This window comes from Streptomyces solitudinis (assembly GCF_036323765.1).
Lineage (GTDB): Bacteria > Actinomycetota > Actinomycetes > Streptomycetales > Streptomycetaceae > Streptomyces.
Genome location: NZ_JAZDCW010000003.1, coordinates 569,949 through 594,535, shown reverse-complemented (window position 1 = coordinate 594,535; position 24,587 = coordinate 569,949). Strand labels below are relative to the sequence as shown.

Here is a 24,587-nt window from a genome sequence, read left to right as displayed (position 1 = left end):
CGTCACCGGGGTGCGCAGGCCGCCTCCCCGGCCGTCCCGGCGTCCACCACCCCGCGTCCGCCGGGCGTCCCCGGTGGCGCACCGGGGGCCCCGCCGCGTGCCGCCACCCGGGGGCTGCCCGGCCGGGCGCCGTCCGGGGTGCGCTGCGCGGGCAGGACGGCGGGCGCGTCCGCGCCGTGCCGCCGCCACCACAGCCGCGCGGCGGCGAAACCTGCCGCCACGACGACGGCACCGCCGACGGCGTCCAGCAGGTAGTGGTTGGCGGTCCCCATGACCACCACCGTCGTCAGCAGCGGGTAGGCCGCCGCCAGCATCCTCGGCACGAGGCGCGGGGTGAGGCGCACGACGACCACCGCCGCCCACAGCGACCAGCCCACGTGCAGGGACGGCATCGCCGCGTACTGGTTGGAGACGCCGGTCAGCACGCCGAAGTCCGGGTCGTCGAAGTTCTGCGGCCCGTGCGCGGTGTCCACGTAGCCCAGTCCCGGCATGAGCCGCGGCGGGGCCAGCGGGTACAGCCAGAAGCCCACGAGCCCCAGCAGGGTGGCCAGGCACAGCGACGTGCGGGCCCAGCGGTAGGCGGCGGGGCGGCTCAGGTAGAGCCAGGCCAGCAGCACGATCGGCACCAGGAAGTGGAAGGCGCCGTAGTAGAAGTTCATGGTGTCGGTGAGCCAGGCGGTGCCCGCGACGATCTGGTTCAGCCCGTGCTCGACGTCCAGGCCGAGCGGACGCTCCAGCGCCAGCATCTGCCTGCCGTGCGCCTCGGCGCTCTCCCTGCCGCCCGCGGCCAGCGCGCGCACCCACGAGTAGGCGAAGTACCCGACGCGGATGAGCAGCAGCTCCAGCATCAGGTTGGGGCGGCTGAACGGGCCGGAGGGCTCCGGGCGGGACCACAGCGGCGAGGAGCGGGAGACGAACGGCAGCGCGCAGGCCGCGAGCAGGGCGGCCAGCAGCGGCGCGTTCTCGCCCAGCGGCGCGAGCCAGCCGATGTCCGGCACCAGCACCGCCGCGTCGAGCGTCATCACCAGCACGACGGCCACCGGCCACACCCAGCGGTCGCCGCGGCGCCGCCCCACCCGGCCCACGACGGCGAGCAGCACCCACAGCTGCTGGTGCTGCCACGCCACCGGGGAGACGGCCACGGCCGCGCACCCGGTGACCGCGGCGGCCAGCAGCCACTGCCCGTCGCGCGCGTAGGACGCGGCGCGGCGCAGGCCGAGGGCGGCGACGGCGGCGGCCAGCACCGCCCACACCGCCGTCTCCGGCGGGCCGCTCAGGCCCAGCCGCAGCAGCAGTCCGTGCAGGGACTGGTTGGCCAGGCCGTCCGAGGCGCCGCCCAGCCCCACCCCGGCGACGTGGTGCACCCAGTAGGCCCACGAGTCGGCCGGCAGGGCCGCCCAGGCCAGTGCCGTCGCGGCGGCGGCGGTGACGGCTGCGCCGGCCGCCGCCGGGCGCCGCCCGGTGAGCCAGAGCACGCCCGCGAACAGCAGCAGCGGCGGCTGGAGCGCCGCCGCGAGGCCGGCGGCCGCCCCGGCGGCACGGGGTGCGCGGCGCGCGGCGAGGAAGCCGCCGAGCGCCAGGAGTACCGGGATGATGCTGGTCTGGCCGAGGGTGAAGGTGTTGCGCACCGGCAGCGACACCAGGAGGAGGGCCAGCGCCACGGGGACGGCCAGCAGCGGCCTGCGCCACGCCGCCGCCCGGCCCGCCACGCCCGCCGCACCGGCCGGACCCGTGTCCGCGCCGTGGGCGGGCCCGTCCGGGAGCGCCCGCACCGCCAGGACGCCGAGCGCGGCGACGAGCAGGAGCGTCAGCCCCGTCCACACCACGCCGATCCCCTGCGCGCCGGCGCCGGCCAGCGGCCGGAGCACCAGCCCGGCCAGCGGCGTGCCGGTGAACGCCCCCTGGCCGCCGTCGGCGTAGAGCGGTCCGGGCTCGCTGAGCGTGCCGCGTTCGCCGAGCCACGCGAACAGGTCCGTCAGGCGCCGTTCCGGCGGCAGCCGCAGCACCGCCAGCGCCTGCCGCGCCGCCAGCGCCGCCACCAGCAGCCACACCCCGGCGAGCAGCGCGAACAGCGCCCCCTCGCGCGTCCCCCGCCCGGCCGTCCGCTCTCCCGTATCCGCCGTCACGCCCGCCCCGCTCCGTCCCGTCCGCCTCGCCGCCATCTTCCCCGAACGTCAGACGCAGGACATATGCAGGTCACCTGAGATGGCGACCGGCCCGGGTGACGGGCGCGCCGTGCGGCAGGATGGGGGCATGAGCATCGTGAAGATCAACGCACTGACCGTCCCGGCGGAGCAGCGGGAGGTCCTGGAGCGCCGGTTCGCCTCGCGGGCGGGCACGGTGGAGGGGTCGGACGGCTTCGAGTGGTTCGAGCTGCTGCGCCCGCTGGAGGGCACCGACCAGTACCTCGTCTACACCCGCTGGCGGGACGAGGCGGCCTTCCAGGCGTGGATGGAGGGCCCGATGAAGGCCGCGCACCAGGGCGGCGGCGAGGGCGCCCCGAAGCAGCCGCCGGCCGCCTCCGGCTCGACGGTGTGGAGCTTCGAGGTCGTCCAGCAGACGGGCCCCAAGCGGGACTGACTCCGGGCGCGGCCCTGTCAGCGCCCGGCCGGAACGCCCGGCCGGGCCGTTCCGGCAGGGGTTGGGCGGGGCCGCGACGGCCCGCCGTCCGTGCGGGTCAGCCGGCGGTGGGCTTCCAGGGCGTGGTGGCCTGGAGCACCGCCTCGCTGAGCGCCTCGGTGCGCAGGTGCGTCACGCGCTGGTACCCGGGGTCGGCGACCATCTGGCTGAACGCCTCGCGGCTCGGGTACCGCACGATCAGCACCGCGTCCCAGGACTGGCCGTCCTCGGCCACCAGCGCCGTCGAGCCCTCCCCCGCGTACAGCACCTTCCCGCCGTACCGGGGGAGGTAGGTGGCGTCCAGCTCGGCGGCGTACGCCGCGTAGGAGTCGCGGCCGCCGTCGCGGAAGCGCAGCAGGTTGAGCATGACGACCGGGCCGCCGGGGTCCTCGTCCACGAACCGCTTGAGGTCGGCTCCGCGCGGGTCCACTGCCATGGCGACGTCCTCCGGGGGGTACTGGCCGGGTGGGTGCTCGGGGCGCCCGGCCGAGGCGGGCTGACCAAGCGCTTGCTCAGCCCACCTTGGCAGCGCGTCCCGACCGGTGTCAACGGAGGCGCGGGCGGGGCGGGAACCCGGCGGCGCGGTAGCACGCGTCGATGAGCCGCATCATCTCCAGCGCGTCGTCGGCACCGATCGGCAGCGGCGCCCCCGCGCGGACCGCCGCGGCGAAGGCGTCGAGCTGGTAGCTGAACGACGTGCGGCGGCCCAGCTCCTCCACGCGCTCACCGGACGCGGTGCGGACCACCAGCCGGTCGTCGTCCTGCGGCTTGACGAAGTTGGGCACGGTCGCCTCGCCCCGGGAGCCGACCACGCGCATGCCCATCGACACCCCGTCGTACTCCATGTGGCAGCGGGCGGAGCCGGTCGCCCCGCCGGGGAAGACGAGGTCTGCGTCCAGCCAGGCGTCCACCCCGGGCGCGCCCGCCCGCTCCCCACCACGGGCGGCGACGAGCCGGGGCGCGCCGCCCGCCCACGGCGCGAGCATGCGCAGCGCGTGCAGGCCGTAGCAGCCCACGTCCATCATCGCGCCGCCCGCCAGCTCCAGGGACCAGCGCGGATCGTCCTGCGCCGGGGCGGGGATGGCCACCAGCGCCTCCACGTGGCGCAGTTCGCCCAGCTCCCCGGATTCCAGCAGCGCGTGCAGCCGCCGGGTGACGGGGTGGAACAGGTAGTGGAAGCCCTCCAGGAACGGCACGCCGGCCGCGGCGGCGGCGTCCCGGACCTCGGCGGCCTCCTCGGCGTTGCTCGCGGACGGCTTCTCCGACAGCACCGGCTTGCCCGCCGCGAGCGCGGCCAGGTTCCACGGCCCGTGCAGGGCGTTGGCCAGCGGATTGTAGACGGCGTCCACCTCCGGGTCGGCCAGGACGTCGGCGTAGGTGTCCAGCACCCGTTCCACCCCGTGCCGGGTGGCGAACGCCTGGGCGCGGGCGCGGTCCCTGGCGGCGACGGCCACCAGCCGGTGGCCCGTGGTGCGCGCCGGTTCGACGAGGGACTGCCCGGCGATGCGGGACGCGCCCAGGATGCCGATGCGCAGGGGCTCGGTCGTGGTCATGGAGTGGGTACCTCTTCCGTCCGTGGTCCGTCCGTGGTGCGTCCGTACCGGTGGAGAGGCCGCCGTGGCGCTCGCGGACGGTGCCGGGCGCGCGGGCGGCGCGGCCCGCGGCGCCGTCGGCGCGGGTGGGAGGGCGTACGGGGCGCGCGGTCGCGCCGCGCGCCATCGTAACCGCGCCGGACGTCGGCGGTTCCGGCGCGGTGCCGGACGCCGGAGGGGCGGCGCGTGCTCCGGACCGCCCGTCAGGCCGGCGGCGGCACGGCGGCGGCCCGCGCCCGTGCCGGACGGCGGCGCAGCAGGTAGGCGGCGAGCGACCCGGCCGTGCACAGCGCGGCGGCCGACAGGGCGGCGCTCCCCCAGCTCACACCGAACAGCCGTCCCCCGAAGTAGCCGAGGCAGACGCTGTACCCGGCCCAGACGAGGCCCGCGATGGCGGACCACGGCGCGAAGTCGCGGAACCGGCGCCGGGTCGCGCCCGCCGCCAGGCTCATCACCGAGCGCCCCGCCGGGGCGAAGCGGGCGAGCACCATCAGGGGGCCCGCGCCGCGGTCGAGCACGTGGCCGAGCCGTTCCTGGGCCGACGCCAGCCGCGCCGAGCGGTTCACGGCCCCGGCGAACCGGCGGCCACCGTGCCGGGCGAGCTGGAAGGCCGCGAGGTCGCCGAGGACGGAGGCGGTGGCCGCACACAGCACCAGCACGCACATCTCGGGCATCAGGTCGCCCCGGGCGGCCAGGCTCGCGGGGAACTCCGTGGCGGCGGCCGTGGCGGCGGTGACCAGCAGGATGCCGCTGGGCAGCACCGGCAGGAACACGTCCAGCAGCACCGTGAGCGCGACGAGGACGTAGATCCACGGCTCGTAGACCAACGACCCCAGGGTTTCCAGCACCTTCACTCCCGGTCCTGCCCCCGTCGGGAGCGGCTTTCCGCCGTACAGCGTACGCGCGGTTCCCCCACACGGTCAGCACGGGGCCGTGGGAAGCGGTCACCGGGCGGTTTCCCGCCGGGCACGCGGCACAGTGTGCACCGTCCCCGCAGGGGCGGACTTGAGACGGGATCGGGCGGGCCGGAAGCAGAACACGCGAGAGGGAGCAGGACAGTGGACGTGGTGAGGACCTGGGCGGCGGCGGGGCTGGCGGCGGCGCTCGCGCTCCTGCCCGCGGCGGACGCGGGCGCGGCGCGTCCGGCGCCCGCGGGCGCGGCCGGTGACGCGGCCGGTGCGGCACGGACAGCGGGCCGCGTGCCGGGGACGTACGGACTCGCGGCGGCCGGTGCCTTCGCCCGGCCGGGCACGTTCGCGGCGCCGTCCGCCGTGACGTACGCGCCGGAGCTGGTGCCGCCGGGCGCCCGCGTCGCGGTGGGCCAGCGCGTCAGCGGCGGACGGACGACCGTCGAACTGCGGGTGCGCGGCGCCGCCCCCGGGCGGGCGTTCGGGGCACACGTCCACACCGGCGCCTGCGGCCCGGACCCGGCCGACGCCGGTCCGCACTACCAGGACGCCGTGGACCCGGTACGGCCCTCCACCGACCCGGCCTACGCGAACCCGGCGAACGAGGTGTGGCTGGACTTCGCCACCGACGCGTCCGGCGACGGGGGCGCCGTGGCGCGCCAGGAGTGGACCTTCCGCCCGGGGCAGGCCCGTTCGGTCGTGCTGCACGAGCACCGCACGGCCACGGGCCCGGCCGGGGCGGGGCAGGCGGGCGCGCGGCTGGCCTGCTTCACGGTGCCCTTCGTACCCCGGGCGGCCGGTGGGAGGTGACCGCCGGGGGCGGGCGCCCGGCGGGGAGCGCCACGGCGCGGGCGCCGGGCCGCCGCCCGTTCCCCGCGCCGGGGACGGGCGGCGGCTGCGGTGCGGCCGGGCGCGCCCCCTGCGGGGACGCCGCCGGGTTCAGCAGCGGTTGAGGATGCCGCTGAGCGCGGACTTCTCGGCGGAGTCGACCTTCATGGCGTAGTTGTGCTTCACCCACACCCACGAGCGCGCGTAGGTGCACTGGTAGGCCGCGCGCGGCAGCCACTCGGCGGGGTCCTGGTCGCCCTTGGAGCGGTTGGAGCTGGCCGAGACGGCGATGAGCTGCGCCGCGCTGAGGTTGTTGGCGAAGGAGCGCCGCTTGGCGGCGGACCAGGAGCGGGCACCGGAACGCCACGCCTCGGCGAGCGGCACCATGTGGTCGATGTCGACCTGTGAGGCGCTGGTGAGCGTCACGCCGTCGAACTGCGAGAACCAGCGTCCGCTGGTGGCCCGGCACTCGGAGTCCGTACGCACGCTGGTGCCGTCGCGGCGCAGCACGACCTCGCGGGTGTTGCACTTCCCGTCCTGCGCGATCCAGTGCGGGAACAGGTTGCGGCTGTAGCCGTCCATGGACGCCTCCCCCGCGACCGGTAGCCCGGCCAGCATGGAGCGGGCCTGGGCGGCGCTGGGCGGGGTGGGGGGCGCGGCCTGGGCCGGGGGCGCGGTGAGCACCAGTCCGGCGACGAGGCCGGTGAGGGCGGCTCCGGCGGCGGGCAGCGAACGGGCCCGGGAGCGCGGGGCGGCGGGACGGCCGGGGCGGGTGTGACGCGCGTAGCGCTGCGACATTGCCGTGGACATGCCAATTCGACGCATGCGGGACTCCTGACGGGGCGGGAACGGGGAGCGGAGGCGCGGAAGACGGGGTGTGCCGGGCGGTGCGTTCGGCATGCTGGCGGCGCGGGGTTGCGCCCCGGCGGGCCACAGGTAACAGATTGACGACATGCGCACGTCAGATCAAGACGCGTGAAGCAGCACGACGGGCGCGTGCGGGCGGCCCCGCCCCGCCGCACACCCGGCCGGACGCCCGTGCGACGGCTCACACCCGCCCTCCGGGAGCCGGGCGGACGGGGCACGTGCCGTAGGGTGGGGCCGTCTGAAGGGGAGTAGCTCTTCGCCGGACCGTCGACACACTGGGCGGCTCACCGCCCCGGCGCCCGGAGCCCGCCGCGCGCACGCGTGGCGCGCCAGCGAGACCTTCGGCCGCAGTGTCCTGACGCTGCCGTGCCGAAGCGTGCTCCCCCGCGGGCCGGAACAGGCACGGCCCGACCGATTGAGGAAAGCACCGTGTTCAGCTTCACCGTCGCCGCCGTCGTCTTCGGCGTCGTCTTCCTCGCCGAACTGCCCGACAAGACGGCCCTGGCCGGACTGGTGCTCGGCACCCGTTACCGGGCCTCCTACGTCTTCGCCGGCGTCGCCGCCGCGTTCACCGTCCACGTGGCGCTCGCCGTGGCCGCGGGAAGCGTCCTCGGCCTCCTCCCCGAGCGCCTGCTCGCCGCCGTCACCGGCGCCCTGTTCCTCGGCGGCGCCGCGATGCTGCTGTGGAAGAAGGACGAGGGGGAGGAGGAAGTCCGGCAGCCGGCCGACCAGTCCTTCTGGAAGGTCGCGGGCAGCGGCTTCACCCTGATCATGATCGCCGAGTTCGGCGACCTGACGCAGATCATGACGGCCAACCTCGCCGCACGCTACGAGGACCCCGTCTCGGTGGGGGTCGGCGCCGTGCTGGCCCTGTGGTCGGTGGCCGCGCTGGGCATCCTCGGCGGCCGGGCGCTGATGCGCCGCGTCCCGCTCCGGCTGATCACCCGCATCGCCGCCGCCGTCATGGCGGCCCTCGGCCTGTGGAGCCTCTTCGAGGCGGTCTCCTGACGCACCCGCCGCCCACGCCCCCGCGCCGCACACCGCGGGGGCACGCGGCGCGGGCCCCGGGGAGAGGCGGGACGCGCGAGGCGGGCGGCCCGCCCGGGGACGCCCGCTCCGGGCTCGCAGCCCCGCTAGGCGGAGCCGTCGGCCAGCACGTGCAGCCGCACCGGCCCGTCGGCGCCGGACGGCACCTCCACCCGCACCTGCTCCAGCGTGCGCACGTGCGCGGTCGGCCCGAACGCCGCCGCGCGCGGCCCGACACCGAGCACCCGCATGCCCGCCGCCCGTCCGGCCTCGACACCCGCCTCGGAGTCCTCGAAGACCACGCAGTCCGCCGGGTCGACGCCCAGCTCGGCCGCCGCCCGCAGGAAGCCCTCGGGGTGCGGTTTGCTCTCCTCGACGGACTCGGCGGTGACGCGCACCTCCGGCACGCGCAGCCCCGCCGCGTCCATCCGGGCCCGGGCGAGGGCGGCGTCGGCGGACGTCACGAGCGCGTGCGGCACCGCTTCGACGGCGGCCAGGAACGCGGCGGCCCCCGGCACCTGCACGACGCCGTCGGTCTCGGCCGTCTCGCGGGCGAGCATCTCCCGGTTGTCGGCGTGGTTCGCGGCCATCGGCCGCTCCGGCAGCAGCAGCGCCATCGTGACGTGCCCCTGGCGCCCGTGCACGAGCGGCAGCACGTCCTCGAACGCGAGGCCGTGCCCGGCCGCCCAGTCGCGCCACACCCGCTCCACCACGGCCTCGGAGTCGACGAGCGTGCCGTCCATGTCGAGCAGTACGGCGCGGGCGGTGAGCGTCGCGGTGACGGCGGCGGCCGGATCGAAGGCGGCGGACGCGGCGGCGGTGTCGGCCATGGCGGGCGGCTCCCGGGGAAAGAAGGAGTGGTCCCGTCCGCCGGTCAGGGAGGCCCCGCGGTCAGGCGCGGGAACGGACGGAACCACTTTGTTTCCACAGCATACAAAACACGGGGCCCCACCGCCAGCCCCCGACCCTGCGTTTCCCTCCACGCCCCGCGCCCGGCCTCCGCCGCTCGACAGGACGCGGCGGCCGCAAACCCCGACCATGGACCCATGACACAAGCGCCACCGGCCGGGCCGCGGACCCGCCAGGAACAGCGCACCCTCTACCTCGCCCTGAGCGCCCTGCTCATGGGCATGCTCCTGGCCGCGCTGGACCAGACGATCGTCGCCACCGCCCTGCCCACGATCGTCAGCGAGCTGGGCGGCCTGGACCACCTGTCCTGGGTGGTGACCGCCTACCTGCTGGCCGCCACCGCCGGTACCCCGCTATGGGGCAAGCTGGGCGACCAGTACGGGCGCAAGAAGCTCTTCCAGGCCGCCATCACGATCTTCCTCGTCGGCTCCGCCCTGTGCGGCGTCGCACAGGACATGGCCGGACTGATCGCCTTCCGCGCCGTCCAGGGCCTGGGCGGCGGCGGGCTGATGGTGCTGTCCATGGCGATCGTCGGCGACCTCGTGCCGCCCCGGGAGCGCGGCCGGTACCAGGGGCTGTTCGGCGCCGTCTTCGGAGCCAGCAGCGTACTCGGGCCCCTGCTGGGCGGCCTGTTCGTCGACCACCTCAGCTGGCGCTGGGTCTTCTACGTCAACCTGCCGCTGGGTGTGCTCGCCCTGCTGGTCATCGCCGCCGTCCTGCACATCCCGGTCCGCCGCGACCGGCACCGCATCGACTACCTGGGCACGCTCCTCATCGCCGCCGTCGCCACCTGCGTCGTACTCGGGACGTCGCTGGGCGGCACCACCTGGGAGTGGGACTCCCCGGGCGTCCTCGGCCTCGCCGTGCTCGGCGCCGCGCTGCTGGCCTGGTTCGTCCGCGTCGAGCGGCGGGCGGCCGAACCCGTCCTGCCGCCCGCGCTCTTCCGCGTCCGCACGTTCACGCTCTGCGCGGTCATCAGCTTCGTCATCGGCTTCGCCATGTTCGGCTCGATGACCTACCTGCCGACGTTCCTCCAGGTGGTGCACGGCATCACGCCCACGCTCTCCGGCGTGCACATGCTGCCCATGGTGCTCGGCATCCTCACCACCTCGACGCTCTCCGGGCAGCTCATCAGCCGCACCGGGCGCTGGAAGGTCTACCCCGTGCTCGGCACCGCCGTCACCGTCCTCGGACTGCTGCTCCTGCACAACCTCGACGCGGACAGCGGCACCTGGGAGATGAGCGCGTACTTCCTCGTCTTCGGCGCCGGACTCGGCCTGGTGCTCCAGGTCATCGTGCTCGTCGTGCAGAACGCGGTGCGGTACGAGGACCTGGGCGTGGCGACCTCGGGCGCCACCTTCTTCCGCTCCATCGGCGCCGCCGTCGGCGTCTCCGTCTTCGGCACGGTCTTCGCAGCGCGGCTCGGCCCCCGGCTGGAGAGCGCGCTGGCCGGGGAGCGGCTGCCGCCCGGCGTCACCCCGCGGACGCTGGCCGAGGACCCGCGCGCCGTGGCCGGGCTGGAGCCCGGCCAGCGGGCCGCCGCGCTCGACGCCTACTCCATCTCGATCACGGACGTCTTCCTGTGGGCCGTCCCCGTGACGGCCGTCGCCTTCGGGCTGGCCTGCCTGCTCCGGGAGACGCCGCTGCGGGCCAGCGTCCAGGCCCCCGACTCCAGCGAGACCCTCGGCCTCAACCCGGTGACCCGCTCCTCTCGGGAGGAACTGCTGCGGGCGCTGACGGTCCTCAGCAGCCGCGCGGGGCGCCGGGACCTCTACGCGGGCCTCGTCGCCGACGCCGGTCTCACCCTGCGGCCCGCGACGGGGTGGCTGCTCCTGCGCATGCACCGGGACGGACACGTGGAACCGGCCCTGCTGGCCGACCGCTACGGACTGGACCGCACGGTCATCGCCGCGGGCGCGCGGGAGGCCGAGGAGCGGCGGCTGGCCGAGCGCGAGGGGCTCGGGCTCTCCCTCACCCCGGCGGGCCACGACATCGCCGCACGGCTCGCCGCCGCCCGGGAGGCGGCGCTGGCCGCCCTGCTGGGCGACTGGTGGACGCCGGAGCGGCCGCGCGACCTCACCGTCCTCGTGCGGCAGCTCTCCCGGGACCTGGGCGGCGGCGGTGGCGAGACACCGCGCGAGGAGCCGGACCGCCGCCCCTGACCGCCCGTGGCGGCGGTGGCGCGGGACCGGCAGCAGTGGCGGCACGTCGTCGTCAGCGCAGTGGCCTGGCGTACCAGAGCCCCGCCATGGCGTTGGCGTTGTACGGGGGCACCTCGGTGTAGCCGCACCGCTCGTACAGCCGCCGGGCCGCGACCAGCTCCTCCCGCGTGTCCAGCACCAGCCGCGCCGCGCCCAGCCGCCGGGCGGCCTCCTCCGCGGCGGCCATCAGCCCCCGCCCCAGGCCCGTGCCCCGGGCCGTCCCGGCGACGTAGAGCCGCTTCAGCTCGGCCGTGCCCGCGTCCAGCAGCCGCACCCCGGCGCAGCCGGCCGGCTCCCCCGCCAGCCGCGCCACCAGGAAGACCCCGTGCGGCGGGACGAGGTCGTCACCGGGGCCGGACAGGGCGGCGGGCGGCTCCCCGATCGCCGCGCCCACCTCCTGCGCGTAGGCCGCGAGCAGCGTCCTGGCCGGCGCGCCGCCGACGGGTTCCTCGGCGACGGTCCACGTCACGGAGCGTGCGGACGGCCGGGCGTGTGCGTCGGTCATGGCGCCCAGTATGCGACGCAGGGTGTACGGCCTTGACCTCGGGGTGACCGGGTGGCGATCATGCGCCCATGCCCCCACGCCGTCCGTGCCCCGCACTCGCCGCCGCCCTGGCGGGCGGTGCGCTCGTGCTGGCCCTGCCCGGTCCGGCCGCCGCCGCTCCGGCCTGCGCGCCGCAGCTGGGCCCCGCGGGGGCGTACACGGAGTTCGTCGAGGACGACTCGGTGCGGCGCGGCGGCAGCCAGGGCGCCGTCGCGGTGGGCGGCGACGCCGACTTCACCGGCGGCCTCAGCGTCGCGGCGCACCCCGCCCCCTTCGACGCCCTGCCCGAGCACGCCACGCTCGTCGTCGGCGGGACCCTGCGCAACGGCGCGGCGGGCAGCTCCGCCTTCACCGTGCTGGAACGCGGCACCGCCGTCTACGGCGGGCTGGAGGGCCGCCCGCCGGTGCTCAAGTCGGGACGCGAGGCCACGCGCGGCGGCCCGCCCCCGGTGGACTTCGCGCGGGAGTTCGCCCGCCTGCGGGGGCTCTCCGAACGCCTGGAGGCGCTGCCGGCCCGGGGCAGCGTCACCCGCACCACCGTGGACGGCCGGGCGACGGTACGGCTGGTCGGCCACGACCCGGCGCTGAACGTCTTCCCCGTCAGCGCCACGCAACTCGCGGACGCCCGCCGCGTCGTCCTCACCGTCCCGGACGGGGCGACGGCCGTCGTCAACGTCTCCGGCTCCGTCTACGGCACCGACGACCACGGCCCGGTGACCGTCACCGGGCCCGAGGGCCTGGCGGGCAAGCTCCTGTGGAACTTCCCTGACGCCGCCTCCGTCGCCAAGCACGACGCGGCGAACTGGCGCGGCACGGTCCTCGCCCCGAACGCGGCGGTCGACCTCGGCTCGGCGGGCCACCTCACCGGCAACGTCATCGCCGCCTCGCTCACCGCCGACGGCGCCGAGACGCGCCTCGCCCCCTTCACCGGCTGCCTCGACACCCCCCTGGCCCCGCCCAGTCCGGCCGGGCCCCGTCCGCCGGGCGGCGAGGACCTGGCCCACACCGGCGGGAGCCACCAGCAGGTGCGCGCCCTGCTCTTCGCCGCTTTCGGCGCCCTCACCGCCGGGGCCGCCGCCCTGTGGGCCACCCGCCGCCGCACCTGACGCCGTCCCGCGGCGGCCCCGGCCGGCGCGGGCGGTGTGCCCGCGCCGGACGGCGCGGCTCCCGGCAGGTGTCGTCCGGCGCGGGCCGGGAACCCGCTTCCCATGGCCGCAACCACGACAGCATCCCCGGCCCGGCAGGGCCGCCACTCCGCTCCGGCGCTACTCGCCGTGTACCTCAACGACCACCTGGCGGGCGCCACCGGCGGCGTCGAGCTGGCCCGGCGCGTCGCGGGCCAGCACCGGGGCTCGCCCGACGGCGAACGGCTCACGCGGCTGGCCGCCGAGATCGCGGAGGACCGCGACGCGCTGACCGACATCATGAGCACCCTGGACGTCCGGGTGCGCCGCTACAAGGTGTGCGCGGGGTGGGCCGCGGAACGGCTCGGCCGCCTCAAGCCCAACCGGGCGCTCGTCCGCCGTTCACCGCTCAGCTCCCTGCTGGAGCTGGAGGCCATCCGCCTCGGCGTCGAGGGCAAGGCCGCGCTGTGGCGCACCCTGCTCCGGCTCCCGGACGGATTCGGCCTGGACCGGGCCCGGCTGGAGACGCTCGAACGCCGCGCCGGGGACCAGGCGGGTGTCCTCCAGGAGCTGCACGCCCGCCAGGCGCCGGACGTCTTCGGCGGGGCGCGCGACTGAGGGGGTGATGTGTGCGAGGGCACGCATCACCCGCCCCACCAGCCCACAAAGTCCGAAAAAATGAAAAGCGCCCATCATTTTATACGGACTCATTTTGGGCCGTTATCGTGTCGGGCATATCTTCGGCGAACCTCCCGTGCGGCAGAACAGAAACCATTCTCCGACGCGTCGGAACGTGTCCGATAATCCCCCGCACGCGTTCCGGCTCCATTGCCGCCCGCCCACCGTGCCGATTCAATCGTCGCGCACCCCGGAATTCCGGGGACACGACGAGCAGGAGGCTACACGGTGAAAAAGGTCCACGGTTACTTCGTCGCTGTCGTGGTGACGGCGGCGCTGGCCGTCGGCGGGGGCGCGACCGCCACGGCGGCCCCGGCCGCACCGGCGCACGCGGTGAAGGCGTCCGACACCAGGCAGGAAGCCGGCGCCCTGGCGAACGGCGACTTCGTGCGCGGGACCCGCATCTGCCGGAACATGGCACTGACCTCCGGCAACGGCCGGACCCTGCTGCGCCTGCAGGAGGACGGCAACCTCGTCGTCTACCGGGACGGCAGGCCGGTGTGGCAGGCGCCCGGCGCCTGGTCCCGGGGCGACTGCCTCGTCTTCCAGGACGACGGCAACTTCGTCCTCTACGACTCGGGCGGCACCGCCGTCTGGCACGCCAACACCTGGCGCCGCGGCAACATCCTCTCCGTCCAGGACGACGGCAACGTCGTCATCTACGACGTGCGCGGCACCCCCGTCTGGCACACCAACACCGCCGGACGCTGACGTTCCCGGACCACCGGCCCGCACGGCACGGGGGCGGACCCCGTGCCGTTCGGGCGCCGTGCCCGCCTCCGGCCGCCCGGACGCGGGCACGGCGCCCGAACCCGGCAGGCGCGGCCCTCCCTCCCCGCACGGGGTGATCCCGGCGCCGCGGGCGGGCGTTGCCAGAACCCGGCCCCGAGCCCTAGGTTCGGCGCAGTACCGGCACCCCGCACACGTCCGGGCACCCACAGCACCGCGGAGGAGGGCACGTGCCCACGAACCGCCACCTGCGCGCCGCCGCCGCGGGCCTCGCCACGTTCACCCTGCTGGTGCTCTGCGGCGAGATCGGCGCAGCGGGAACGAGCCGGGCCGCGCCGCCCCCGCCCGGCACCCCCGAGGACCCCGCGCTGCCCGCGTCCACCGGGCTCCCCGCGCCCGCCGCGCGCCCCCTGGCCGTCCCCCGCCAGCCCGGCGTCGCGGGCCACGGCTGACCGACGGCGCGCCCAACGCGCCCGGCGCCGCGCGAAGACCGCGCCCCCGCAGCCGCTGCCGCCGTCCCCGCCGGGCCCGGTCCACGTCAGGCGAACGCGCCGCCGGGCCCGAAGGCCAGGGCGGCGAAGCGCTCGCCGATGCGGCGGTGCGTGGCGGCGTCCGGGTGGAGCTGGTCGGGCAGCGGCAGTTCGGCGAAGTCGGCCTCGCCGTAGAGTTCGCGGCCGTCGAGGTGGTGCAGGTTCGGGTCGTCGGCCGCCCGCTGCGCCACGATCCGGGCCAGCTCCTCGCGGATGACGCCCAGCGTCAGCTTGCCGGCGGCCCGCTCCGCCGGATCGCCCAGGGCCTGGAACCGGAGCCTGCCCTCGCTGAGGCCGCGGAAGTCCGGGGCGCTGGGGCCCGGGACGTCCTCGTGGATGGGGCACAGGACGGGCGAGACGACCAGGAGCGGCGCGGTGGGGTGGCCCTCCCGGATGGTGTCGAGGAAACCGTGCACCGCGGGCCCGAAGGCACGCAGGCGCATGAGGTCGGTGTTGACGAGGTTGATGCCGATCTTGACGCTGATCAGGTCGGCGGGGGTGTCGCGCAGGGCGCGGGCGGTGAACGGGTCGAGCAGGGCGCTGCCGCCCAGCCCCAGGTTGGTCAGTTCCACGCCGCCGAGACCGGCGGCCAGCGCGGGCCAGGTGGTGCTGGGGCTCGCGGCGTCGGAGCCCTGGCTGACCGAGCTGCCGTGGTGCAGCCACCTCGCGCGGCCCGTGTCCGGCAGGGGTTCGACGGGGGCGTCGGTGTGCAGGGCCACCAGCTCGGTGATCTCGTTGTGCGGCAGCCAGATCTCGACGTCCTTGAGCCTGTCGGCGAGTCCGGCGAACCGGACGGTGCCGACCGGACCGGGCCGGGTCTCCACGGACCCGGTGGTCATGTCCGTCATCCGGACGTTGCCGCCGGTCACGCTCGCCTGCCCGGCCAGCCGGCTGTCCACGAGCAGGTCGTACACGCCGTCGGGCCGGGGCGGGGCGCCCGCGTAGGCGTTCTTGGTGCGCAGCGCCTCCAGTTCGACGGCGGTGGCGCGCGTGCGGAACGCCAGCCGCACACCGGAGGGCTGGGCCTCCGCCATGGCGAGCTGAGCGTCGGCGCACTGGGCGCGGGCCCGGGCGGGCAGCCGGTGCGGCAGCAGCCCGTGCCGGGTGCGCTCCAGGTCGAGCGCGCCGCGCAGGAGTTCCGGGGTGAGGGGCGTGGTCGTCCAGTCCGGCGTCCGGGCCGTCGGGTGGCCGCCGGGGTGGTCGTCAGTTCGATCGGGCATGGGCACATTCTGCGCACCGGAGCCACAACCCGGCCAACGCATATCCGCCCGCGCGGCCCCGCCCCGCTCCGTGCCAGGACCACGGCCGCTCAGCGGCGGGCCGCCGCGAGCGCCAGGTGCCACGGGTACTCTTTCGCGTCGCCGTGGCCGGGCGGAGGGGGCACGAACCCGTCCGGCGCGCCGAGCAGCACCCGGACCCCTGCGGCGCGCAGCATCACGACCGAGCGGCCGAACTGCGGGTGCGAGGCGTAGTCACTGTTCACGCACGGCAGGATCACCAGCGGCCAGCTCCTTCCGACCGCCTCGACACCGTGCCCGGTGAGCCACGTCGGCGTGAGGCCGAGGGCGATGGCGTTGACGGTGTTCAGCGTCGCCGGGGCGATCACCGAGACCGTCGCCGCAGGCCAGCCCGACGTCTCCCGCAGGCCGCGCTTCGCGTGCCGCACCGGGTGGCCGGTCAGCTCCTCCAGCGCCGGAACGCGCTCGCTGATCCACTCGGCGGCGGTCGGCGTCAGACCGACGCACACCTCCCACCCCGCCTCCTGCGCCTGCCGGACGGGCCGGTCGATGTACTGCACGGGCGGCGCCGCACAGCCGAGCAGGTAGAGCACCCGTTGACTCATGACGGCAGTTCACCACACCGCTGTGGTCACGGCGGTCCGCAGGTCCCGAGCACCCGGGGCGGGTCCGCGGCCGTCCGCGTGGCGGCCGGACCGAGGAGGGGCCCAGGGGTGTCCGGCGGCTCGCGGCCCCCCGGCCATGATCCGCCGGACGGCGACGGTCGCATGCCTATCGCACATCGGCGCGCCGGTGTACGGTCTCGGGCCGAGGGGCTTTGGGAGCGCTCCCACCGCATTGTCTCCACTTCGCACGAGGAGGAACGCCTTGAAACGCTTCTTGGCCTTACTGGCGACCTGCGCGATGGTCCTGGGACTCACCGCACTGGTCAGTCCCCAGGCGGTGGCCGCCACCGGCTGCAAGGTCGACTACACGATCACCAATCAGTGGCAGGGCGGCTTCCAGGCCGGAGTGAAGATCACCAACCTGGGCGCACCCGTCACCGGGTGGACGCTCGAGTTCGCCATGCCGGACGCCGGGCAGAAGGTCGTCCAGGGCTGGAACGCCACCTGGTCGCAGTCCGGCTCCGCGGTCACCGTCGTCGGTGCCGGCTGGAACCGCACGCTGGACACCGGCGCGACGGCCGACCTGGGATTCACCGGCTCCTTCACGGGCGTCAACCCCGAGCCGACGGCGTTCACGCTCAACGGCGCGCCCTGCACGGGGTCCGTCGAGGAGCCCCCGCCGCCCACCCCGGGCGACGGCACGCCCGTCGACGTCAACGGACAGCTGCACGTCTGCGGCGTGCACCTGTGCAACCAGTACGACCGCCCCGTACAGCTGCGGGGCATGAGCACGCACGGCATCCAGTGGTTCGGCCAGTGCTACAACAACGCGTCCCTGGACGCGCTGGCGGAGGACTGGAAGTCGGACCTGCTGCGCATCGCCATGTACGTGCAGGAGAGCGGCTACGAGACCGACCCGGCAGGCTTCACCAGCCGCGTGAACCACCTCGTCGACATGGCCGAGGCCCGCGGCATGTACGCCATGATCGACTTCCACACCCTGACGCCGGGCGACCCGAACTACAACCTCGACCGCGCGAAGACGTTCTTCGCGTCCGTCGCCGCCCGCAACGCCGACAAGAAGAACGTGATCTACGAGATCGCCAACGAACCCAACGGCGTGAGCTGGGCGGCCATCAAGAGCTACGCCGAGCAGGTCATCCCGGTGATCCGGGCCGCCGACCCGGACGCCGTCGTCATCGTCGGCACCCGCGGCTGGTCCTCGCTGGGAGTCTCGGACGGGTCCAACGAGAGCGAGGTCGTCAACAACCCCGTCGACGCCACCAACATCATGTACGCGTTCCACTTCTACGCCGCGAGCCACAAGGACAACTACCGGGCCGCGGTCAGCCGGGCAGCCACGCGGCTGCCGCTGTTCGTCACCGAGTTCGGCACGGTGGACTACACCGGCGGCGGAGCGGTCGACCGGGCGAGCACCACGGCCTGGCTGGACCTGCTCGACCAACTGAAGATCGGCTACGCGAACTGGACCTACTCCGACAAGGCCGAGGGCAGTGCGGCCTTCAGGCCCGGTACCTGCAACGGCAGTGACTACAGCAGCGGCAGCGTGCTGACCGAGTCCGGGGCGCTGCTCAAGAACCGGATCAGTACCCCCGACAACTTCCCCACCAGCTGACGTCCGACGGGGCTCCGGCCGCACCGGAGCCCCGTCCCGCCGGCCGGGAGCGGACGCCCAGGACAGGCGCGGCCTGACCGGGGCGACGCCGCCGTTGATGTCGGATCGTGACGCGGAAGACCCCCGGCCGGAAGTGGCCGGGGGTCTTCGTGCTGGTGGGCGCAGACGGGTTCGAACCGCCGACATCTGCCTTGTAAGGGCAGCGCTCTACCGCTGAGCTATGCGCCCGGGTGACGCACCGGCCCGTTGGGGCAGGCGCACAACGAGGGTAAAGGATAGCGGGCACCGGTGGAGCCGGGCCCGTCGTGGCGGCGGGCCCGGGTGGGACAATGGGGGCCGGGTCCACTGGCGGAGCGCGAGAGGGGTTGCGTGGCAGCGATGAGCGGGGGCGGCACGCGGTGGTGGGGCTGGGGCAGCGGGCGCACGGAGAACCTGCGTGCCGACGCGCAGGCCGCCAAGGACGCCGCCGCCGCGGCGTTCTACGAACTGGACACCGCCCAGCGTGAGCTGCGCATCTCCATCGAGACGATCACCGCCGTGGACGGTTCGCCGCCCGCCCGCAGGGCGGTGGAGGAGTTCGCCGCGCTGGGGCGGCGGATCGACCAGGTCAGCCACGGTTACATCCAGGCCGTGGACACGCATGACCTCGACCGTGACGGTCTGGAGGCCCCCGCCGCCCAGGAGGCGCTGCGGGATCTGGAGCGGGTCAAGGGCGAACTGGAGCGGGCGCGGGCGGAGCTGGACCGGTTCGGGCGGGGTCTGGGCGGGCTGCTGGAGCACGCCGAGGAGCAGCTCGCCCAGGTGGCACCGGCGACGGAGCGGGCCCGGCAGTCGCTGCTGGCCGCGACGCAGGCGCTGGACGCGGCGCGGGACGCCGGGTTCGCCGCGGACGCGCTGGCCGCCGGCCTGGCGGCGCTCGGTCCGGAGCTGACGCGGCTCAACCAGGGCGCGGGGCAGCACGGGGTGCGGGAGACGATCCGCCGCGCCGAGGACGTGCAGCGGCGGGCCGAGGCGGTGCGGGAGGAGGCGCGGCGGCTGCCCGAGCGGGCCGCCGAGACCGACCGGCGGCTGGCCTCGCTGCGGACGAGGGCCGAGGCGCTGGCCACCCGGGCGGGCAAGGTGGAGCCCGTGCTGAGCGAGTTGCGGCGCCGGTTCAGCGCCGCCTGCTGGCAGGACTTGCAGGACGTGCCCGCGCAGGCGCAGGACGCGGCCCGGCAGGCGCAGGAGAAGCTCGGGGCGGCGCGGGTGGCGCGCGAGGAGCAGCGGTGGGCGGACGCGACGGCGCTGCTGGCCACCGTCCGGGCGCTGCTGAACACCGGTGACGCGGGGGTGGCGGCGGCCGGGGAGCGGCTGGACCGGCTCAGCGACGTGGCGTTCAGCCACGCCCAGGAGACGGAGCGGGCCCGGTTCGCCGTCCGGGATGCCCAGCGGCTGGCCATGGCCGGGCGCAGTACGCCGGACCCCCGGCACGCGGCGCCGCTGGACCGGGCGGTGGAGCGGCTCGACCGGGCGGTCGCGGCGCTGGAGGACGGCGGGCGGCACCCGGACTACTGGCTGTTCCTGACCGAGCTGGACGCGATCAGGGAGTCCGTCGCCCAGGTGGTGCAGGACATCAGGGAAGGCCGGGGCGGCAGTCACTGACCTGCGGCTATCCTGCGGGGTATGCCCAGGTACGAGTTCCGTTGCCGCGAGTGCGGCACGTCCTTCGAGGTCAGCCGTCCGATGGCCGGGTCCGGTGACCCGGCGTCCTGCCCCGCCGGGCACGCGGACACCGTCAAGCTGCTGTCGGCCGTGGCCGTCGGCGGGAGCGCTGCGGCGCCGTCGGCGGCCGGTGCCGCCGCCTCCGGTGGGGGCGGCGGCTGCTGCGGGGGCGGGTGCTGCTCCTGACGGACGGCACGGGTCCGGCCGGAGCGGGAGCCGTCCGGGCGGCGGCCCGCTCCGCCAAGGTCAGCCGCCGGCCAGCCGCAGCGCTTCGGCGAGGATGCGTTCGCCCGCGGCGACGCCCCGCTCGGACAGCGCGGTGACGTGCGGGGCGTCCCAGCCGGTGTCGGCCAGCTCACCGTGGCCGGGCCGCCATCCGGCGTCGGCGGCCAGGAGCAGGTCGGTGTCGAGCAGCGAGTCCCCGGCGGCCAGCACGCGTCCCGCGCCGGTGCGCCGCACGACCTCGGCGACGGCGGCGGACTTCGTCAGCGGACGCGGCACCGCGTAGACCTTCCGGCCCTGCACCGAGACCGTCCAGCCGCGCGGCTCCGTCCAGGCGGCCAGTTCCTTGACCCAGGTCTGCGGCATCAGGGCCCGGTCCACGACGAGGTAGGCGAACAGGTCCTCGGCGGTGCGCCGCTTCAGCAGCCACGCCGGGTCGGCGGTGCGCGCGAGGTGGTCGCTGACCTCCGCCAGCGGGGCGCAGGAGGCGGCCAGCCGGTCGTGCACGCCGCGGTGCCAGTCGTCGTCGGTGCGCCCGTCCACGAGCAGGTGGCCGCCGTTGGCGCAGATCGCGTAGGACGGCTGCGGCCCCGGAAGGTGGATGCGCCGGTACTGCTCGCGGGTGCGGGTGGTGGTGGGGACGAGGACGGTGCGGGCGGCCAGCTCCGCCAGCAGGGCGGCGGCGCGCTCGGTCAGGTAGGACAGCGGTCTGGCGTCGTAGACCTCCACGCACAGCAGCCGGGGCGCCTGCGCGTCGGGGACGGCCAGGTCGAGGGCGGCGGCCGAGTAGATGAGGGTGCGGTCGAGGTCGCTGGCGACGAGCAGGGGCGGTGCGGACGTCATGAGGCGGCCTTTCCGTCGGCGCCGGTGGCGCCCCTGGTGTAGCGGGGGTGGATGAGGCCGACGCAGCTGTAGGGCAGGTCGTCGGTCTCCTCGACGGGCACGCCGCGCTGTGCGGCGAGCAGCCGGACGTGGTCGAGGTCGGCGCCGGCGCCGCGCCGGGCCAGGATGCGCCACGGCACGCGGCGCAGCAGGACCCGCGTCGTCTCCCCCACGCCGGGCTTGACGAGGTTGACGTCCCCGATGCCGTACGCGGCGCTGATACGCTCGACGGCCCGCCAGCCCTCCCAGGTGGGGGTGCGGTCGGCGGCCAGCAGCGCGCGGGCGTCGGCGGCGGACTGCGCGGCGGTGGCGGGGAAGTGCGCGGTGATCGCGTCGAGGAACTCCCCGGAGACGTCGGCGTCGGCCAGTTCGCGGTAGCACTTGGCGCCGTGGAAGTCGCCGGGGCCGACCAGGTCGGCGCGCAGCACCGTGCGGGAGACCAGTCCGGAGACGGTGGAGTTGAGGCAGGCGGAGGGGATCAGGTAGTCCTCGCGGGTGCCGTAGGTGCGCACGCAGCCGCCCGGGTCGGCGAGCACCGCGAGGGACGGGTCGAAGGCGGGGAAGGGCCGCAGGGCGTCGGCCAGTTCGCGGGTGATGGCGCCCTTGCCGGTCCAGCCGTCGACGAACACCACGTCGGCCGGGTCGTGGTGGGCGGCGAGCCAGCGGACGGCGGTGGTGTCGATGCCCCGGCCGCGCACGATGGACATCGCGTAGTGCGGCACGTCGATGCCGTGCGTCTGCCGGGCCCAGCGCCGCATCAGGACGCCGACGGGCGTGCCCGCGCGGGCGAGTGAGACGAGCACCGGACTGCGTCCGCGTTCGGTGAGCACCGCGTCGGTGACGGCTCCGACCGCCCGTGCGACCCGGGCCGCCGACGCGTCCAGGGCGGCGCGGAACAGCCGCTGGTACTCGGGGGTGGGCTGGTACTCGACGGGCAGCGACTCGGCGTAGTGGGCGCCGCCGCGCTGGATGGCCTCCTCGCGCTCCTCGGTGGGGGCCTCCAGGGTGGTGCCGGACAGGTCCTGGAGCAGCCAGCCGCAGTCCTCTGCCGGGTAGGAGGAGAAGGCGGGGCCGCGGAGCGGCTGCGGCAGGGCGGCGTGCGAGGGCAGGACGGTCAGCACGACGCGCCGGGTGCGGGCGGAGAGCTGCGCGAGGAGTCCGTCCTCCGCGTGCAGCGCGGGGGTGTCGGCGGCGGCGTCGGTGACGACGACGACGGCGTCGAAGCCCGGGTCGTCGAGGTGCCCGTCGCCCGGTCCGGCGGGGGTGTGCAGCGGCGGGATGTTGTAGGCGTAGCGCGGCCCGGGACCGTCGGCCGGGGTGTCGTGGGCGGGGAAGACGAGGCGGTGCCGGATGGCGTAGCCCGGGTCCGCCACGGCGAGCACCGGGGACCGGGTGGTCGTGGAGAAGCGGACCTCGGCTCCGGTGGCGCCGCTCAGCGCGTCGGCGACGCGCAGCGGGACGTACATCAGCTCCTCGGTGCCCAGGACGAGCACCCGGGCGGCGTCCTCGGGCAGGGCGGCGGCGACGCGGTCGGCCACGCGCGGCAGCACCGCCTCCAGCCGGGCCCGGTGCTCGGGTGTGAAGCCGTGCCGGGCGCCCTCGGGCAGTCCGGCGGGCCAGCGCGGGTCCACCCGGACGACGTCGCCGAGCGGCGGGGCGGCCGGGCCGGGCGCGTCCTGCGGTTCCGGCTCCTCCTGCGGCTGCTCCGCGAGGAGGGCGGCGGCGCGCTCCAGCACGTCGGGCGGTGCGGTGACGCGGCCCCGGGCGAGGGCCACCACGTCGATGCGCGCGCCCAGGTCGGCGGCGGACTTCTCCAGCGCGGCGGTGTCCTCGGCGGAGCGCATGTCGGTGAGGGCGACGACGACGTACCGCTCGCGCGGGAAGGCGCGGTGCAGGGCGGCGAGGGTGTTGCGGACGGTGCGGCCCGTGGAGAACTCGTCGTCCACGAGCACCAGCGGTCCGTCCCCGGCGAGCAGGGCGCGGTCGGCGGGGAGCAGCAGGTGCGAGGTGTGGTGCGAGTGCTCCTCCTCGAACCCGGCGGCCCGCGCGAACCCGGGGACGGGGCGGCGGGTGGAGTGCAGGTACGGCGCCCGCCCGAGGCCGTCGGCGACGCAGTGGCCGAGCCCGGTCGCCGTCTCCGCGTAGCCCAGCACGACGGCGCGGGCGGCGGCCTCCTCCCCCAGCAGCTCGCGCACCCGGTGGCCGAGGCCGAGGGCGGTGCCGTAGACGACGGCGGGCCGCTGCGGCACGTGCTTGCCCAGCACGCTGGACACCAGCAGGTGCGCCCGCTTCGGGTTGCGCCGCACGGCGAGGCCCAGCAGTTCCCGGATGCCGTCACCGGTCAGCTCGATGCCGAGCCGCCGCGCGGCCCACGTCCCCGTCCACATCATGCTGCCCCTTCGTCGTCCACACCGGCGGCCAGGAGGTCCACGAAGTCGACGCCCTCGCGGGCGACTCCGAAGACCTCGGCCCGCAGCAGGGTGCGCTCGGCCCACGCCCGGTGCGGTTTGACCTCGTTCATCTTGTTCGTGTAGGCGGAGCGCAGCACTCCGCCGCCGTCCCGCTGCGGGCGCGCGATGTCCGTGGCGTCGCTGAACTCCTCGTGACTGACGACGGACAGCGCGTGCACCGGCGCGACGTGCGAGGGGTGGATGCAGGTCTTGCCCAGCAGCCCGTTGGCGTGGTCGAGCTGGATCTCGCGCAGCAGTCCGTCCATGTCCTGCTCCAGGAGCCGGGCGCGCAGTCCGTCCGCACCGCGCCAGGCGAACGGGGAGCGGCGGAGCTGCGGTTTGAAGACCCGCTCGGAGAAGCGGAAGTACTCCCACACCGGGCCGGTGATCGTGCACCCGGTGCCGTCCAGCCGGCCGAGGACGTTGACGACGTCGGCGATGACGGTGCCCACCAGGCCGATGTCGTACGCCGTCATGTGCGGGGTCCGGCGCAGGCCGTAGACGGAGCACAGGTCGGTGACGCCGAGCCGCAGGGCCAGGACCCGCTCCCGGTACTTGTCGACGACGCGGGCGACGCCCTCCAGTGTCTCCGTGCGCGTCTCCAGGTGCAGCAGCTCGGGCGACTCCAGGACGGGCATGGCGAACAGCCGCGCCCCGCTCTCCTGCTCGGCGCGGGCCAGCGTTTCGAGGAACGGGGTGCCCCGGTCCTCGGTGAACTTGGGCAGGACGAAGCCGGACAGCAGCGCGGCGGCCGGGCCGAGCCGCCGCACGAGCCGGAGTATCTGGCCGGGTGCGCGGACGCGGACGAACAGCAGCGGCAGCGCGTCGCCGGGGCTTCCGCCGCCGGTTCCGCCGGGGCCGCCGCCGGGGCGGGGGGCTTCGTTCCCGGGCCGGTCGTGCAGAGCGGTGAGCTGCCGCACGAGGTTCTCCTCGGCGGCTGGCACCTCCGCGTCGGCGATCGAGTCCTCCAGGCAGAGCACCATCGAGACGACGCCGCGCCTAGCCAGTTTCGGCACGTCCCCGGCCAGCGTCTCGCGGGTGGCCGGGCTGTAGAGCGTGGCGCCGAGCGCGGCGGCCAGCACCCGGGCGGACGACCGGGCCGTGAACTCGACGGGTTCCTGGTGGAACAACGCCCGCCGGACAGCCGGCGAAAGGTGCCCGTAGTGGCGCATGGAACCCCCGTCTCGCTGGTGGTGCACCGAAGCCATACGCAGGGCCCGGCCCGGTCATCGTACGGACGGCAACCGGGCAACAGTTCCCCTGTCCGTGAAAATCACGTTACCGGAACACGATCTACC

Annotated in this window: 23 protein-coding genes and 1 tRNA gene; 11 read left to right on the top strand and 13 right to left on the bottom strand. The window is 75.7% G+C overall.

Going from position 1 to position 24,587, the window contains the following annotated elements:
• Window positions 1-2: 2 nt before the first annotated feature.
• On the bottom strand, window positions 3-2,162 hold the full coding sequence (locus V1J52_RS10155; RefSeq protein WP_443075779.1) for a phosphatase PAP2 family protein: 2,160 nt from the start codon (window positions 2,160-2,162) through the stop codon (window positions 3-5).
• A gap of 91 nt (window positions 2,163-2,253) precedes the next feature.
• Here V1J52_RS10155 and V1J52_RS10150 point away from each other — a divergent pair, with 91 nt between their 5' ends.
• On the top strand, window positions 2,254-2,580 hold the full coding sequence (locus V1J52_RS10150) for an antibiotic biosynthesis monooxygenase family protein (protein ID WP_330139321.1): 327 nt from the start codon (window positions 2,254-2,256) through the stop codon (window positions 2,578-2,580).
• A 97-nt stretch (window positions 2,581-2,677) separates the two neighbouring features.
• Here V1J52_RS10150 and V1J52_RS10145 read toward each other — a convergent pair whose 3' ends face one another.
• The 3 genes from V1J52_RS10145 to V1J52_RS10135 form a co-directional block, all read right to left on the bottom strand.
• Window positions 2,678-3,055 (bottom strand): DUF1330 domain-containing protein, encoded by a 378-nt coding sequence (locus V1J52_RS10145; protein WP_330139320.1) that lies wholly within the window; start codon window positions 3,053-3,055, stop codon window positions 2,678-2,680.
• Window positions 3,056-3,164: 109 nt separating this feature from the next.
• Window positions 3,165-4,172 (bottom strand): Gfo/Idh/MocA family protein, encoded by a 1,008-nt coding sequence (locus V1J52_RS10140; RefSeq protein ID WP_330139319.1) that lies wholly within the window; start codon window positions 4,170-4,172, stop codon window positions 3,165-3,167.
• A 242-nt stretch (window positions 4,173-4,414) separates the two neighbouring features.
• A complete protein-coding gene (locus V1J52_RS10135; protein WP_330139318.1) occupies window positions 4,415-5,059 on the bottom strand; it encodes a DedA family protein in 645 nt (214 codons plus the stop codon).
• Between the two features lie 210 nt (window positions 5,060-5,269).
• Here V1J52_RS10135 and V1J52_RS10130 point away from each other — a divergent pair, with 210 nt between their 5' ends.
• On the top strand, window positions 5,270-5,929 hold the full coding sequence (locus tag V1J52_RS10130) for a superoxide dismutase family protein (protein ID WP_330139317.1): 660 nt from the start codon (window positions 5,270-5,272) through the stop codon (window positions 5,927-5,929).
• 129 nt (window positions 5,930-6,058) lie between these two features.
• Here the strand turns inward: V1J52_RS10130 and V1J52_RS10125 are convergent, their stop codons facing one another.
• On the bottom strand, window positions 6,059-6,745 hold the full coding sequence (locus V1J52_RS10125) for an HNH endonuclease family protein (protein ID WP_443075795.1): 687 nt from the start codon (window positions 6,743-6,745) through the stop codon (window positions 6,059-6,061).
• 498 nt (window positions 6,746-7,243) lie between these two features.
• Here V1J52_RS10125 and V1J52_RS10120 point away from each other — a divergent pair, with 498 nt between their 5' ends.
• A complete protein-coding gene (locus tag V1J52_RS10120; protein WP_330139315.1) occupies window positions 7,244-7,822 on the top strand; it encodes a TMEM165/GDT1 family protein in 579 nt (192 codons plus the stop codon).
• A gap of 125 nt (window positions 7,823-7,947) precedes the next feature.
• Here V1J52_RS10120 and V1J52_RS10115 read toward each other — a convergent pair whose 3' ends face one another.
• Window positions 7,948-8,670 (bottom strand): HAD-IA family hydrolase, encoded by a 723-nt coding sequence (locus V1J52_RS10115; RefSeq protein ID WP_330139314.1) that lies wholly within the window; start codon window positions 8,668-8,670, stop codon window positions 7,948-7,950.
• A 216-nt stretch (window positions 8,671-8,886) separates the two neighbouring features.
• On the opposite strand from V1J52_RS10115, the gene V1J52_RS10110 reads away from it, so the two are divergent.
• Window positions 8,887-10,911 carry an MDR family MFS transporter gene (locus V1J52_RS10110; RefSeq protein WP_330139313.1) on the top strand — a complete coding sequence of 675 codons (2,025 nt, stop codon included), beginning with the start codon at window positions 8,887-8,889 and terminating at the stop codon, window positions 10,909-10,911.
• Between the two features lie 52 nt (window positions 10,912-10,963).
• Here V1J52_RS10110 and V1J52_RS10105 read toward each other — a convergent pair whose 3' ends face one another.
• Complete coding sequence (locus V1J52_RS10105; RefSeq protein WP_330139312.1) at window positions 10,964-11,455, bottom strand: GNAT family N-acetyltransferase; 492 nt, start codon at window positions 11,453-11,455, stop codon at window positions 10,964-10,966.
• A gap of 68 nt (window positions 11,456-11,523) precedes the next feature.
• Between V1J52_RS10105 and V1J52_RS10100 the strand changes: the two genes are divergently transcribed.
• From V1J52_RS10100 to V1J52_RS10085, 4 genes are all read left to right on the top strand, one after another.
• Window positions 11,524-12,600 carry a choice-of-anchor A family protein gene (locus tag V1J52_RS10100; RefSeq protein ID WP_330139311.1) on the top strand — a complete coding sequence of 359 codons (1,077 nt, stop codon included), beginning with the start codon at window positions 11,524-11,526 and terminating at the stop codon, window positions 12,598-12,600.
• Window positions 12,601-12,702: 102 nt separating this feature from the next.
• Entirely contained in the window at window positions 12,703-13,236 is a 534-nt protein-coding gene (locus V1J52_RS10095) for a hypothetical protein (protein ID WP_330139310.1), read from the top strand.
• Between the two features lie 288 nt (window positions 13,237-13,524).
• Window positions 13,525-14,007 carry a hypothetical protein gene (locus V1J52_RS10090; RefSeq protein WP_330139309.1) on the top strand — a complete coding sequence of 161 codons (483 nt, stop codon included), beginning with the start codon at window positions 13,525-13,527 and terminating at the stop codon, window positions 14,005-14,007.
• A gap of 248 nt (window positions 14,008-14,255) precedes the next feature.
• Window positions 14,256-14,477, top strand: coding sequence for a hypothetical protein (locus V1J52_RS10085; protein ID WP_330139308.1), 222 nt, complete (start codon window positions 14,256-14,258; stop codon window positions 14,475-14,477).
• An 86-nt stretch (window positions 14,478-14,563) separates the two neighbouring features.
• Here the strand turns inward: V1J52_RS10085 and V1J52_RS10080 are convergent, their stop codons facing one another.
• Together V1J52_RS10080 and V1J52_RS10075 are read right to left on the bottom strand one after the other, a co-directional pair.
• A complete protein-coding gene (locus V1J52_RS10080; protein ID WP_330139307.1) occupies window positions 14,564-15,775 on the bottom strand; it encodes an SGNH/GDSL hydrolase family protein in 1,212 nt (403 codons plus the stop codon).
• 89 nt (window positions 15,776-15,864) lie between these two features.
• Window positions 15,865-16,398 (bottom strand): flavoprotein, encoded by a 534-nt coding sequence (locus V1J52_RS10075; protein ID WP_330139306.1) that lies wholly within the window; start codon window positions 16,396-16,398, stop codon window positions 15,865-15,867.
• Between the two features lie 262 nt (window positions 16,399-16,660).
• Between V1J52_RS10075 and V1J52_RS10070 the strand changes: the two genes are divergently transcribed.
• Entirely contained in the window at window positions 16,661-18,034 is a 1,374-nt protein-coding gene (locus V1J52_RS10070; protein WP_330139305.1) for a cellulase family glycosylhydrolase, read from the top strand.
• A 153-nt stretch (window positions 18,035-18,187) separates the two neighbouring features.
• On the opposite strand, the gene V1J52_RS10065 is transcribed toward V1J52_RS10070, so the two are convergent.
• Window positions 18,188-18,262 (bottom strand) — tRNA-Val (locus V1J52_RS10065).
• A 150-nt stretch (window positions 18,263-18,412) separates the two neighbouring features.
• On the opposite strand from V1J52_RS10065, the gene V1J52_RS10060 reads away from it, so the two are divergent.
• Window positions 18,413-19,675, top strand: a complete 1,263-nt coding sequence (locus V1J52_RS10060; protein WP_330139574.1) for a coiled-coil domain-containing protein — start codon at window positions 18,413-18,415, stop codon at window positions 19,673-19,675.
• A 21-nt stretch (window positions 19,676-19,696) separates the two neighbouring features.
• A complete protein-coding gene (locus V1J52_RS10055; RefSeq protein WP_330139304.1) occupies window positions 19,697-19,921 on the top strand; it encodes an FmdB family zinc ribbon protein in 225 nt (74 codons plus the stop codon).
• Window positions 19,922-19,981: 60 nt separating this feature from the next.
• On the opposite strand, the gene V1J52_RS10050 is transcribed toward V1J52_RS10055, so the two are convergent.
• From V1J52_RS10050 to V1J52_RS10040, 3 genes are read right to left on the bottom strand one after another with little or no spacing between them, the layout of a single operon-like run.
• Window positions 19,982-20,800, bottom strand: a complete 819-nt coding sequence (locus tag V1J52_RS10050) for an HAD family hydrolase (protein ID WP_330139303.1) — start codon at window positions 20,798-20,800, stop codon at window positions 19,982-19,984.
• On the bottom strand, window positions 20,797-23,229 hold the full coding sequence (locus V1J52_RS10045) for a phosphoribosyltransferase (protein ID WP_330139302.1): 2,433 nt from the start codon (window positions 23,227-23,229) through the stop codon (window positions 20,797-20,799). Before V1J52_RS10045 ends, V1J52_RS10050 begins: the two co-directional genes overlap by 4 nt.
• Window positions 23,226-24,461, bottom strand: coding sequence for an HpcH/HpaI aldolase/citrate lyase family protein (locus V1J52_RS10040; protein WP_330139301.1), 1,236 nt, complete (start codon window positions 24,459-24,461; stop codon window positions 23,226-23,228). The genes V1J52_RS10045 and V1J52_RS10040 overlap by 4 nt, the downstream gene beginning before the upstream one ends.
• Window positions 24,462-24,587 lie beyond the last annotated feature (126 nt).